Origin of the sequence: Anaerobacillus sp. (assembly GCF_046314235.1) — a bacterium.
Taxonomy (GTDB): Bacteria; Bacillota; Bacilli; order Bacillales; family Anaerobacillaceae; genus Anaerobacillus.
Map to the genome: position 1 here is coordinate 101,457 of NZ_JBKBWN010000002.1, position 12,751 is coordinate 114,207.

Below are 12,751 nucleotides of genomic sequence, written 5' to 3' on the forward strand. Positions count from 1 at the left end.
ACCAGTTGTTATTTACTGATACAATACACTATAATAATATTATAAAGTTTACTATCTTTCGCTCTTATCCAAAATCGCTAAAAAGAACTGTTATAAAGTAGAATTAAGATTTGGATTTTAGGTTAGGTGAATACATAGAATAATGTTTTAGTATTTTAATAAAGTTATTATAAGGGGGTTCATTTAGATGAACGGATTAACAAAAAAGCAAAGTAACGAGTCAGCTGTAAGTGCACACACTAAGCAAGATTACTTGAAATTTATTCTCCCATCATTAGTTGGTCTGCTTTTATTTATCGTTCCTATTTCATCAGGGGATAGTATCACAATTCCGGTTGCCTTTTTTGCAAAAACATTAAATGATTTGTTAGGTAGTGCAGTGCCAACTATAACAGTAGTTATTATTGCACTATCAGTACTTGGCTCTTTTATTGCAATTGTATTTAAACCAGGGTTTATTTTACGAAGTAGCTTTCTGAATAAGCTGTTGAATGTTTCACTTTTTTGGTTTATAGCACGTATTCTCGGATTGATATTTGCGGTAGTGACAGTTTATGCGTTAGGACCAGAATTGATCTATTCTGAAGATACAGGCGGGCTATTAATGTTTGAATTAATGCCAGTTTTATTGACTACATTCTTATTTGCGGGGATTTTTCTGCCACTGTTATTAAACTTTGGATTACTTGAGTTTATTGGTGCTTTGTTGATTAAATTGATGAGACCGATTTTTACATTACCAGGTAGATCGTCACTAGACTGTTTAGCTTCTTGGGTGGGTGATGGAACAATTGGCGTTTTACTAACTACAAAACAGTATGAAGAAGGTTATTATACGAAACGAGAAGCAGCGGTTGTTGCAACAACTTTTTCAGTCGTTTCGATTACGTTTTCAATTGTTATTATCGAGTATTTAGATCTAGGGAATTATTTTGGCGAATACTACTTTACAATTATTTTAGCGGGGCTTGCTGCTGCAATCATTATGCCACGAATTCCACCATTGTCCAAAAAAGCAGACACAGGCTATGAAAAGGCTGAATTAAAAGTAGAAGAGTCTATTCCAGCAGGTACCTCAATGGTTAAATGGGGAGTTAATCAAGCGGTTACAAAAGCAAAGACAAACAAAAAAGCTTTTACAATAGTAAAAGAGGGCTTTCAAAATGTAATTGATATGTGGGTTGGAGTTCTTCCGATCGTTATGGCAATTGGAACGGTTGCATTAATTGTTGCAGAACACACATCAGTTTTCGCAATTTTAGGGAAGCCGTTTGAACCAATACTTACTTTGATGCAGGTTCCAGAGGCAGAAGCCGCAGCACAAACCATGGTTATTGGATTTGCTGATATGTTTCTTCCGGCATTAATTGGCAGTGGGATTGAAAGTGAAATGACAAAATTTATCATTGCCTGTGTGTCGGTAACACAACTCATTTATATGTCCGAATTAGGGGGACTACTCCTAGGCTCAAAACTTCCAATAACTATTAAAGATTTAATTCTTATCTTCTTATTACGTACGATTATTACATTACCAATTATAGTAGCTGTTGCTCATATTATTTTTTAATAGCTTGAAAGCCTGAACACAGAAATTTAAAGGTAAGAGCTTCTTAAAAATATTTTGATCATAAATTTGCCACCATATATCAGAACTCAGAACCAGAAACGAGAATTTTTTCGTTTCTGGTTTTTGTCATTAGTTGAGCTAAAAATCGTTGGTGTCATTATTATTAATTACTATCTTAGTTTTCCTCCTTGTGAAAAATTCCAATAAGTTCAAGTAGCCATATTTATTTTATGTATATTTTTTCTGCATTTTTATGGAATCAATTGGAATACTAACCCAAACTAAACAATTATTAGAAAGGGTAGGAATGAGATGAATTTTAGTCCATATGAAGAGGATTCTTTGTTATTTTCAAAAAAATCTGCTCGAAATGCGTTTATTGTATTAGTATTGGTCTTTTTTTCGATCTACTTTGGATCAGAGCGATTGGGTTATGTTGATATGGCTTTGTATGGCTACCTCTGGGCAACAATTTTATGTTTTGTATTATTAACGATAAGGATTACATCGTGGACACTTCGCCCTCCGACAAGGAGATTATGGAAACAAGGGATTAAGATGATGACAAGTCCTAAAGGGTTGAAGTTCGCCTTCAAAACGTTGTATTCCAATTTTGGAGAACAGAAGTTTATTAGAAACCGATCGTTCTTTCGGTGGGCACAGCATATGCTCATTTCCTGGGGTGTATTATTTTCCTTTGCGATTACATTTGCCCTTGTATTAAATTGGGTCCATTTTGAACTAATTCATCCGAAGACGTATGATGTCGTGTTTTTCGGAATTTCTTTATTTCAAATGGAGGCAGACTCATTTTTAGCTGGAATGCTATATCACGGTCTAAATTGGACCGGAATCGCTGTTATTATTGGCTGTTCGATGGCGCTTTACAGGAGAGTTACAGACGAAAAAAAGATAGTGGAACAATCAAAGGAATATGATTTTTTTCCGCTTCTCCTATTAATTGCGATATCAATTACTGGCTCCTTATTAACAATCTCAGCAATTTGGATGGAAGGTTTTTTTTACTTAGGAATTGCTTTAGCTCATCAGGTTACGGTAATCGTTTTTCTTCTCTATTTTCCGTTCAGCAAGTTCTGGCATTTACCACTCCGCTTTTTAGCGTTAGTTGTTCCGATGTATCACGCAAGTCAAGATCAAAAGCAATGTGCAAAGTGTGGTCGAGAGTATGCAACTGCAACGCAAATAAAAGATGTACAAATAGGCTTAGCAAAAAGACATTTATCGGTACCGATCGATCAAACCTCACTTCATTTTTCTGATATGTGTTCAGAATGTCGGAGAGTTAGCCATCGTTTAGGTGGTTATGGTGCGAAAATTCATTTAGGACAGGCAAATATCGTCCTAGAAAGTAATGGACGTAACGGTCTGCAAGGTGCGAAAGGGGAGAATTAATATATGGGCCACGCTCAAAATAGGGAGTATTCCCAACGAGATTTTAATGCGATACAACGAGATGGCGAAGATTTAATTTCGACACACTGTTGCTTTTGCGGCATGCAATGTGGGATGAACATTCGTGTGAAAACTGAAACAAAGGAAGTTCTTGGGGTTGAACCCCGTTATGATTTTCCGATGAATGGCGGCAGACTTTGTCCAAAGGGCGTTGCTGCTTATCGCCAAGCAGAGCACGGAGAAAGGCTGCTTTATCCGCTGATCAGGAAAAACGGTGAGCTTGTCAAGTCGAGTTGGGATGAGGCAATGGAGCTGATCGTTTCAAAAATCCAAGAAATCCAAGCAAAACATGGGAAAGATGCAATCGGAATTTATAGTGGTTCATCGATGACGAATGAAAAGTGTTATCTAATGGGCAAATTTGCTCGGATTGGCCTTGGGACGAAAAACATCGATTACAACGGACGTTATTGTATGTCATCTGCGTCATTTGGCTTTAACCAAAGTGTTGGTATTGATCGCGGTTCTACAAATCCTTGGTCAGATATTAAATCTGCTGATGTCCTGCTTCTAGCGGGATCGAACACAGCTGAATGTCATCCGCTATCAATGCCCTATATTTGGGGTGCTAGAGATAATGGCGCGAAACTTATCGTTGTAGATCCTAGGCAAACAAAGACTGCATTAGTTGCTGATATTCATTTAGATATTCGCCCTGGAACGGATGTTGCAATTGCCAATGGGTTGCTTCATGTCATGATTGAGGAGGATTTAGTCGACCACGACTTTATCACAAATCATACAACTGGCTATGAAGAATTGAAGGAGCTAGTTAAGAAATACACACCAACAGTTGTTGCAGAGATAACAGGGGTTGCCCCTGAAAAGATTGTTAGTGCAGCAAGAATTTTTGGTCAAGCGAAAAATGGGATGGCGATGTTTGCTCGTGGAGTCGAACAGCACGCTACCGGAACAGATGCTGTATCTACTTATGTGAACCTTTGTTTAGTAACTGGAAAAATCGGTAGAAAAGGCTCTGGCTTTGCAACATTCACTGGCCAAGGAAATGGACAAGGTGGTAGAGAGCATGGTCAAAAAACAGATCAGCTACCAGGCTTTCGAAAAATCACCGATCCGAAGGCTAGAGAATACATAGCTAGTGTTTGGGGAGTAGATGAATCAGAAATCCCAGGGCCAGGCTTGTCGGCGTTTGAGTTGCTGCAAGCACTTGGTACAGAGATCAAGTTTTTATTACTGGCTTGTAGTAATCCTGTTGTTTCTTCGCCTTCAGTTGCTGATGTAAATGAATATCTAAAAAGTCTAGACTTTTTTGTGGCCATCGATATGTTTCTATCAGAGTCTGCTGAGCTAGCTGACGTTGTACTGCCTTCAACCGTTTGGGTGGAGGATGATGGAACAACTACAAATGTTGAAGGGCGAGTGCTGCGTCTTAAAGGGATTGATCGAACACCTGGAGAATCGCGACGTGATTGGGAAATTATTTGTGAGTTAGCTGAACGACTTGGTAAAGGGAAGTACTTTAAATACGACAAGCCCGAAGATATTTTTAATGAACTTCGAGTTGCAAGCAAGGGAGGAATTGCTGACTATTATGGGATAACTTATGAAAAGTTAGATAAAATGCAAGGTGTATTTTGGCCTTGTCCAACCGAGGAATCAGAGGGGATGCCGCGCTTATTTGAAGACTTCAAATTCAACTTTCCAGATGGAAAAGCAAGGATTTTAGCTTTTGAACATAAAGGCCCTAATGAAAAAATTAGCGCTGAGTACCCAATTTTTCTATCGACAGGACGAGTTGTTTATCACTATTTAAGTGGCAATCAAACTCGAAGAATTGAATCGCTACTTAATTTCTGTCCGGACCCTTATATCGAAATCCATCCGAATTTAGCTAAAAAGCTTAACATTGGCAATGGAGAACTGGTAAAGGTATCAAGTGTCCGTGGGAGCATGGAAGTCGTTGCAAAAATAACCAAGATTATCAGAGAAGACATGGTTTTTGTGCCTTATCACTGGGGTAAGTCATTAGCGATTAATCATTTAACGAACCCAGCTTTAGAGCCAAAATCGAAAATTCCTGAATTTAAGGTTTGCGCAGTGAAAATTGAAAAAGTTGAGAATGTAGGTGTAAAACATGAGTAAAGTCTTATATATCGATTACGAACGGTGTATCGGGTGTAGGGCTTGCATTATTGGTTGTGAAGAGTGCAGTGGTCATGACCATATGTCGCGAATGTTCGTTGATGAGTTAAATCCTGGGGAAACAGTCGCAACTTCGCCAACCCCCTGTATGCATTGTGTTACCCCAGCCTGTGCAGAAAGCTGTCCTGTACAAGCGATCTCGGTAACAGCTGATGGATTTGTCCTCTCAGCATCCTTGGAGAAGTGCATAGGTTGTAAAAATTGTACGTACGCTTGTCCGTTTGGAATACCAAGAGTCGATGATGTTAAGAAAATGATGTACAAATGTGACATGTGCTATGATCGCACGTCAAAAGGAACACCGCCAATGTGTGCAAGTGTTTGCCCTACAGATACGATTCTTTTCCTTGATGAAGAAGAATTGAAATTCCATTCGCCAAAAGAAGTGCAATACAAATGGGACTTCGACGGCACAACGATTGAAACAAAAACAGTAATAGGTTTACCTGATACAAAAGGAAACAGTTTTGGATTTTACGATGGTGAAGGGGTGCAATCATGAAGAAAATTGAAGAATTTCTTCGTTCACTTACTTTTAACATTAGAAGAGATCGCGAGTTAGATTTAAATAGAAGAGGGTTTGTGGCTTCAACTCTTTCATTAATGGGTTTATTATTTTTAAGCTCAACACCACTAGTTGTTTTATCAAAGCGAGCAGAAACCCCTGATTTAGAGACGTTTATTGCAAATGTTGGAGATTTGGCGGTTGGGGACAGTGTCACCTTTAGTTACCCTAAAGAGCATGACCCGGCGATGCTGATCCGCATCGCAGAAAATGAGTATCGCGCTTATAACATTAAATGTACCCACCTAATGTGCCCAGTCTATTGGGAAAAGGAGGAGGGCCATCTCGTTTGCCCTTGTCATCATGGTTTTTTTAATGTTGAAGATGGCTCAGTGATCGCAGGACCGCCACCTCGCGGACTGCCTACTATTCAATTAGCATTTAAGGATAACGGAATTTATGCAGTTGGAATTACCCAATCACAACACTAGGAGGTGAAGGTAAATGAGGATGGCATGGTGGATCTTTATCAGTTTAATTACTGTACAAATCATTTTGGTTCAATACATGGTGGAGGAATTTTTAGCAGGTCATTTTGATACACTACCTTACTATGTTTACGGATTAGGCTTTATGTTAGTCATCACAATAATTACTTACATTTTCTTTAAAAAAATCGATCGTGTTATGGATCAATAACTACTAAGGGGTGAACGACTTGAGAACGAATGAAGAAGAACATTATGAAGAACTGGGCAAAGAGTTTTTTCGGAGAGTTCAAGGAGATCGTCAGTTACAAGAGTTATTACAACAATTTGCACATGAGCAGATCAAGCATCATCCACATACGTTTCATTCACACGCATTTGGTGAAGGTCAGTATACAAATGAACAAATTCAACAAGCACATAAGCATATTTCTATAGATGATCACCATTTTGAGTCAATGGTTGGCCATTTTGTCCAAACGCTAGATGACCATGGCTATAGTGAGGCTGAAAAAATGAAAGCAATTGAGATGATGAAGGGCTATAAAGAAAACGTAATAGGAAAGTAGTCAACTAAATCTGAAGAGGCTGTTCCATAATGTCAATTCACCTCCAAATCGTAGACGGAGGTGTCTACCCTGTAAATAGCATCTACAGGAAAGTTCACTTTCTTCGATTGGATGTTTTGCGTAGATCGAATTTACATCCGTGTTGGTGAAAGTGAACTTTCATTGGTAGCTGATACGTTTGGAACAGCCTCTTCATTTACATGCTCATTTTACAAAATACGAAACAGTCACGAAGCGGAGGAGTCGCTTTTTTTTGAAATTAATTCAACGACATTCTTCGCAAGTAGATCATATTTTTCAAATAGGATTGTTCCTTTACGAAATATAGAAGGCTCGAAATCGCCATCCTTAGGGGCGATGATCGGTAGAGTTGCGATCACTTCGGTTCCCAATGAGGAAGCAAGTTGTTCAGACCCACCTTTTCCAAATATAAAATATTTCGCATCAGTTTCAGGTGGCTGAAAATAGGACATATTTTCGACAACTCCAAGGACTTCATGGTTATTGCTTATAGCCATCTTCCCAGCTCTTTCTGCAACATGAGAAGCCATTGGATGTGGTGTCGTCACGAGAATTTGACTCGAACTAGGAATGAGGCGATTAACATCCATCGCTACATCTCCTGTGCCAGGCGGCATATCAATAACTACATAGTCCAATTTCCCCCAAATGACGTCATTTATAAACTGTTCCACAACTTTCCCTAGCATTGGTCCGCGCCAAACGACCGGATCATTATTTTTAACGATAAAGCCCATCGACATGACCACAACACCGTGTGATTCAACAGGGACAATTCTGTTGTTAATTGATTTGGGGCCAAAGCCGATATTAAGCATTTTCGGGATGCTACTCCCATAAATATCAAAATCAATTAAGGCAACAGCGTACCCTTGTCTGGCAAGTGAAACTGCAAGATTGGCAGATACAGTTGACTTTCCAACTCCACCTTTCCCAGATATAACAGAAATGATTTCACCAGATAACATTGTAACCCTCCTAGTTTTATTGACGACATAAAGCTATTACATTTGAAGCATCCGCTTTGCAATTGTTCATTGAACTAAAGATGTAGCTAATCCACTTATCCCAATTTTTAGTGATATAAACAGACTCACCATCAGGTAAATAACCCAAAAAGCTCTTTGAATCATCGACGTCACCCTTTAACGATTTTTGCAGATAGACGATGAGATCATGAATGTTGCTGTATTCAGCTAGTGCCAATTCACCTGAATATTGAATTGTCATTTTCCCTTCAGTAATCAATAGGTCGCCGATTTTCTTATCAGCAGTTGCTATCAAAATGTTATAGTGAGTATTGCTCACTTTTTCTAGATTCGCTATATCAAGGATCGTCTCATTGAAAGTGTCTTGAAATGTAATCGTAGTTGTTAGCAGTTTCAATACCTCCTTTTTCCTACAATAAGTATGGACAAGGTTGTTTGAAGATAAAACAAAGAATAGCAAAAACTTTCTAAAGGCATTCCTGTTAAAAAATAGTAAAATAGTTTGTAACGAAAGATCAGATCGTGGTACTAAATGGATGAAACCAAATCAATGATTGTTGTGCACACAGTCTAAGAGGGAGAGCAGCATATGGAGTTGGAGCAACTATATAAGGATATTCAACCGAATATCTATGCCTTTTTCTATGTGAAAACATTGAGCAAGGAGGTTTCAGAGGATTTGACGCAGGAAGTGTTTTATCAGGCGATCAAAGGGTATCAAGGCTTCGCAGGCCTTTCAAATGTAAAAACATGGGTTTTTGCGATCGCTAAAAATGTTCTGAAAAAATACTATCGCTCGAATAGGTATAGAAATGGGTTGACTGAACAACTGCAGTTAGAAACTCTCCATATCGAATCTTCTGAAGAGCATTTTATGAAAAGAGAAGAGAAGCGCCAATTGATTCAACTCATTCATCAGTTAGACGAACTTTCAAAAGAAGTCGTCACTTTACGAATTTATGGGGAGTTGTCATTTAAAGAAATTGGCGATTTACTTGAAAAAAGTGAAAACTATGCCCGGATTATGTTCCATCGGGCAAAGCTCAAAATGCAAAAGGAGCTGAGTGATGATGAAGGATAATCAAACAAAGCATATCATCGAGGATTTACTTCCTCTATACGAGGAAGGCCTACTAAGTGCAGAAACAACAGCATGGTTAGAAGAGCAAGCAAAAAATAATATCGAGTACGCTAAGCTTTTGGAATTATCATCACAAGCACTCCCAAATACAGTTATTAAATCTTCTGTCGACTCAACAAAAATGTTTCAACAAATTAACAGGAAGCTTGCGATGTATCAAATTATTTTTGTTGCGCTATCGTTCCTGTTAGCAATTAACACGTCATTATTGAATGAAAGCTTTGGCTTTGTTTTATGGTATGCCGTTTTGGGAGTCGTTTCGTTTTTATTTTACAAGGATTTTAAAATCGTTTTTTACCTTTCGTTTTTGCCAATTTTCTTTTGGTCAGTCGGAACGAATATTAACGACTACTTTAATGGTCATTACATGGAAGGGATCACCATTTTCGAATTTTTGACTTCCAGCTTATTCGGTTCGTTAGTGCTATCCGTACTTCATTTTGCTTTTGCGTTAATTGGTGCTCTCATCGCGTGGATTATTCTGAAGTTAATGGAAAGGGATTGAGAATATGTGGAAAAAAATGATCTTAAGTGTAGCCCTGTTGTTCCTTGTTACTTTTGTATTATTTGTATACAACGAATTTAATGGAAACCCAATTAGCAAATATCGTGCCGAAAAAGCGTTGCAAATCTATTTAGCCGAAACTTACCCTGACAAGGTTGTAAGAATAAACGATAAGGGCTTTTATGATTTTAAATTTAAAGAGTACCTCTTTAAGGTTACCGAAGTTGGAGCCGAGACGACCGAAGCTGAGGAGGTTGGAGAAGAGGAGGAAAAAATTCCTAACATTTTAGATCACCAATTTGCTGTTTCTGGTTTTATCATTCCAAAAGTAAAACTAGACGGGATCCGAATGGCGCAACTTGACCACTCCTTAATGGAGCGATTAGGGACGGAAGCTAGTGAAGAGATTTTCCAACTACTTGATCAAACGGTTAGAAACATTCATGTAGTTGAGGTTACTATGGAAGTATTGAAGGGTCAGATTGAAAACGAAGTTAGTTGGGATAAAGCATTGCCGCTAGATCGACCGATTTCAATATTTATCGTCTTAAATTCGAGCAATCAAGAAACAGAAGATGTTTACGAAGCAGCCGTACTCATTCAACAAACATTAAATGAAGCAAACTACAATTATGATTGGGTTAATATTAATGCAAATGTCATCAATGATACAGCGCAAAAGGACGGACTTGAAAACGGCTATGTAAAATACGGCTTAGGATTTGATAAAGGTGAGCAAATTAAAATGAAAAAAATAAAAGAATTTTAAAATTAGATAAGGGCTAGATTGTACAAAATCTGTTCTATCTATTCATGCTTTTACCGCTCAAAAGTTACCACTTTTGAGTTTTTTATTTGTCGTACTGCGAGTACGCTCTTCATTCGTTGGATCAGTGGTTTGTTAGATCAAGGAAATAATTAGTCTGCTTTATTGGGAGTAAAATAAGTTCTACGACAAAAAATACTACTTAGAGGTAAAAAAAAGAGGAGGTTTAATTAAAATGCCCAAAGTAGAAGTTTCTTGCGCGATTTCAAATTGTACTTTTTATGGCGAAGGGAATATTTGTACTGCTGAAAAAATTATGGTTGAACTTGATAACCACTCAAGATACGATTCAGAGATGTCTTCAGAATTAGATGAAAAGAACCATATAGATAAAGCAGATACTTCAGCCGCAACCTGTTGCAAGACATTTAAACCTAATCATAAATAGGTTTGCAAACATGTAAAAACATGTAAAGTCGCAGAGCACAGCCAATCTTGTACAATTGTCAGCGCAAAAACATGGCGTTAGCTGTGAAATTCCGTCACTTGTATAGCAAAAATAAAAAGAGGCAGATCCTTTAATACGGAACTGCTTCTTTTGAATGTATTTATGTAAATCGCAAACCTAAGTACGATCCAACCATCCATGCGTTACCTTTTCTTTGACTCAGAAAAAATGGCCTTTTACACAAGAAAGTGATCCTCCTTATGGCTGCTTCCTTCCGGCTCTGACCCGTTCGTAGGTTTTTCTTTGTAAGAGATTTTTTCCTCAACATCAAATCCAAGGCACTGTCACACATGATTAAACCTTCTTTAGGAATTCGACCCTGCTATAGCGGATTGCAGGTTACAAGGCGCCGCTACGTCCCCGTCTATTGCGATGTCTTTCAATGAATAAGTTAATCTTACAATGGATGCTTATCTTTGTACATATTAAACGGTTGACATAATAGGATAGAACTAGCAATTATGTTAGTTTTTTTATTTTTTCTGGTATGATGAAGGTTAAATACAACTTTTTTAGGGGGGAATTCAGCCTCTTTAAAGAGGTTTAGAATGATTGAAAGTCTAACTATATTCTCTGACGAAACGAAAAGGGAGGAAGGAAGCATGGATGGGACTAGCATTGTCTTGGTTACGGGTGCAAATTCTGGGATGGGGAAGGCGACCTGCATAGAACTAGCCAAGACAGGGGCACAGATTGTGATGCTCTGTAGAAATAAACAAAGAGGCGAAGAGGCTCTAGCCGATGTAAGGAAATCGAGTGGCAATAAAAAGGTCGAGTTAATGCTTTGTGATTTAGGGTCATTGAAAAGCATTAACAGTTTTTGTGATGAATTTTTGGAAAGATACGATAGGCTTGAAGTTCTGATTAATAATGCAGGAGTAATTCTTCCCGGACGACACGAAACAGCTGATGGCTTTGAACTACAGTTTGGAGTCAACCACTTAGGGCATTTTTTGCTTGCTAAACGACTCCTTGAGCTACTGATTGCAAGTGCTCCAGCTAGAATAATAAATGTTTCCTCAGGTGCACATAAGGCAGGTCGGATTTATTTTGATGACGTTAATCTTAAGGCTAATTATAGTTTTATCCGTGCTTATGCGCAATCAAAGCTTGCTAATGTCTTGTTTACCAATGAACTTTCCGTTCGCTTGAAGGACAAAGGTATAACTGTAAACTGCTTACACCCAGGTGCTGTCGCAACGAATATAGGTATTAACCGAGAAACTGGATTTGGAACGTTCATTACAAGGTTGTTAAAACCTTTCTTTGTTACCCCAGAACAAGGTGCAGAGACAAGCATTTATCTGGCCACTTCACCTGAGGTAGCTAACGTAACTGGTAAATACTTTTATCGAAAAAAACCGGTCGCAACTTCAAAAAGAGCCAATAACAAAGAGGATGCCAGAAAGCTATGGGAACTTAGTGAAAAAATGATTGCAGATAAAATGTGAATACAAGCAATACATAAAAAAGCCGAGACTCCTTAAAGGATTAATCTCGGCTTTAATATTTTGATAGGGAATTCTTTAACCAACAAATATGATCATTTTTACTTGAAACATAACTTATTCCTCAAACGATTAAATCAAAACAAATCGTTTACATATCTGCTTGATTAACATTTAATTCAATTAAGTTTCCATCAGGATCAGCACAAAATAGTTGGGCAAATCCACTTTTGCTCGTTGGCTTTTCTAAAATATTGATGCCTTGCTTTTTTAACCAAAGAAGGGTTTCTTCATAGCTTGTTACTCTAAGTGCTAAATGTCCTTCTCTGCTGCTCAACGTTTGATCTTGGCGAAGCGTTTGCGAGGAAGGATCGACAATAAGATGAATTTGTTGCTCACCTACTGCATACCAAGCTCCCGGAAAGCCGAAATCAGGGCGTTTTATTTCTTGTAAACATAAGACCTTTTCATAAAACCGTTTTGCTTGATCTAAGTTTGTAACGGAAACACTAACGTGATGCAGACCTTCGTAGCTTATCATTTTCTAATCTCCTCCCAAAATCATCTAATTGTACTGTTTAACGAATTTAAATGCCCATTTTTCA

General features: G+C 38.1%; 15 protein-coding genes and 1 other RNA gene. 12 read left to right on the forward strand and 4 right to left on the reverse strand.

Annotation, left to right across the window (positions count from 1 at the left end):
- Positions 1 to 187: 187 nt before the first annotated feature.
- The 7 genes from ACK4M9_RS02530 to ACK4M9_RS02560 all read left to right on the forward strand — a co-directional run bounded on the left by ACK4M9_RS02530 (position 188) and on the right by ACK4M9_RS02560 (position 6,768).
- Positions 188 to 1,570 (forward strand): YjiH family protein, encoded by a 1,383-nt coding sequence (locus ACK4M9_RS02530; RefSeq protein ID WP_409847585.1) that lies wholly within the window; start codon positions 188 to 190, stop codon positions 1,568 to 1,570.
- 312 nt (positions 1,571 to 1,882) lie between these two features.
- Positions 1,883 to 2,983 (forward strand): MFS transporter, encoded by a 1,101-nt coding sequence (locus tag ACK4M9_RS02535; protein ID WP_409847588.1) that lies wholly within the window; start codon positions 1,883 to 1,885, stop codon positions 2,981 to 2,983.
- 3 nt (positions 2,984 to 2,986) lie between these two features.
- Complete coding sequence (gene fdhF, locus ACK4M9_RS02540) at positions 2,987 to 5,146, forward strand: formate dehydrogenase subunit alpha (RefSeq protein WP_409847591.1); 2,160 nt, start codon at positions 2,987 to 2,989, stop codon at positions 5,144 to 5,146.
- Entirely contained in the window at positions 5,139 to 5,708 is a 570-nt protein-coding gene (locus ACK4M9_RS02545) for a 4Fe-4S dicluster domain-containing protein (RefSeq protein ID WP_409847594.1), read from the forward strand. The genes fdhF and ACK4M9_RS02545 overlap by 8 nt, the downstream gene beginning before the upstream one ends.
- Positions 5,705 to 6,202, forward strand: a complete 498-nt coding sequence (locus ACK4M9_RS02550) for a QcrA and Rieske domain-containing protein (protein ID WP_409847597.1) — start codon at positions 5,705 to 5,707, stop codon at positions 6,200 to 6,202. The genes ACK4M9_RS02545 and ACK4M9_RS02550 overlap by 4 nt, the downstream gene beginning before the upstream one ends.
- Before the next feature lie 13 nt (positions 6,203 to 6,215).
- On the forward strand, positions 6,216 to 6,410 hold the full coding sequence (locus ACK4M9_RS02555; protein WP_409847600.1) for a hypothetical protein: 195 nt from the start codon (positions 6,216 to 6,218) through the stop codon (positions 6,408 to 6,410).
- Between the two features lie 19 nt (positions 6,411 to 6,429).
- The gene (locus ACK4M9_RS02560) at positions 6,430 to 6,768 is read left to right on the forward strand and encodes a globin domain-containing protein (protein WP_409847603.1); all 339 of its coding nucleotides are present in this window, start codon (positions 6,430 to 6,432) and stop codon (positions 6,766 to 6,768) included.
- A gap of 227 nt (positions 6,769 to 6,995) precedes the next feature.
- Here ACK4M9_RS02560 and ACK4M9_RS02565 read toward each other — a convergent pair whose 3' ends face one another.
- Entirely contained in the window at positions 6,996 to 7,757 is a 762-nt protein-coding gene (locus tag ACK4M9_RS02565) for an Mrp/NBP35 family ATP-binding protein (protein ID WP_409847606.1), read from the reverse strand.
- A 16-nt stretch (positions 7,758 to 7,773) separates the two neighbouring features.
- Positions 7,774 to 8,175, reverse strand: a complete 402-nt coding sequence (locus ACK4M9_RS02570) for a hypothetical protein (RefSeq protein WP_409847609.1) — start codon at positions 8,173 to 8,175, stop codon at positions 7,774 to 7,776.
- A 192-nt stretch (positions 8,176 to 8,367) separates the two neighbouring features.
- On the opposite strand from ACK4M9_RS02570, the gene ACK4M9_RS02575 reads away from it, so the two are divergent.
- The 4 genes from ACK4M9_RS02575 to ACK4M9_RS02590 all read left to right on the forward strand — a co-directional run bounded on the left by ACK4M9_RS02575 (position 8,368) and on the right by ACK4M9_RS02590 (position 10,638).
- A complete protein-coding gene (locus tag ACK4M9_RS02575; RefSeq protein WP_409847611.1) occupies positions 8,368 to 8,859 on the forward strand; it encodes an RNA polymerase sigma factor in 492 nt (163 codons plus the stop codon).
- Entirely contained in the window at positions 8,846 to 9,424 is a 579-nt protein-coding gene (locus ACK4M9_RS02580; RefSeq protein ID WP_409847614.1) for a hypothetical protein, read from the forward strand. Before ACK4M9_RS02575 ends, ACK4M9_RS02580 begins: the two co-directional genes overlap by 14 nt.
- A gap of 4 nt (positions 9,425 to 9,428) precedes the next feature.
- Entirely contained in the window at positions 9,429 to 10,193 is a 765-nt protein-coding gene (locus tag ACK4M9_RS02585) for a YfjL-like protein (protein WP_409847617.1), read from the forward strand.
- A 232-nt stretch (positions 10,194 to 10,425) separates the two neighbouring features.
- On the forward strand, positions 10,426 to 10,638 hold the full coding sequence (locus ACK4M9_RS02590) for a DUF1540 domain-containing protein (RefSeq protein WP_409847619.1): 213 nt from the start codon (positions 10,426 to 10,428) through the stop codon (positions 10,636 to 10,638).
- A 169-nt stretch (positions 10,639 to 10,807) separates the two neighbouring features.
- Here the strand turns inward: ACK4M9_RS02590 and ffs are convergent.
- Positions 10,808 to 11,071: signal recognition particle sRNA large type (ffs, locus tag ACK4M9_RS02595), an RNA gene on the reverse strand.
- A gap of 229 nt (positions 11,072 to 11,300) precedes the next feature.
- Between ffs and ACK4M9_RS02600 the strand changes: the two genes are divergently transcribed.
- Positions 11,301 to 12,149, forward strand: a complete 849-nt coding sequence (locus ACK4M9_RS02600) for an SDR family oxidoreductase (protein WP_409847621.1) — start codon at positions 11,301 to 11,303, stop codon at positions 12,147 to 12,149.
- Positions 12,150 to 12,297: 148 nt separating this feature from the next.
- On the opposite strand, the gene ACK4M9_RS02605 is transcribed toward ACK4M9_RS02600, so the two are convergent.
- Positions 12,298 to 12,687, reverse strand: a complete 390-nt coding sequence (locus ACK4M9_RS02605; protein WP_409847624.1) for a VOC family protein — start codon at positions 12,685 to 12,687, stop codon at positions 12,298 to 12,300.
- Between the last annotated feature and the right edge of the window lie 64 nt (positions 12,688 to 12,751).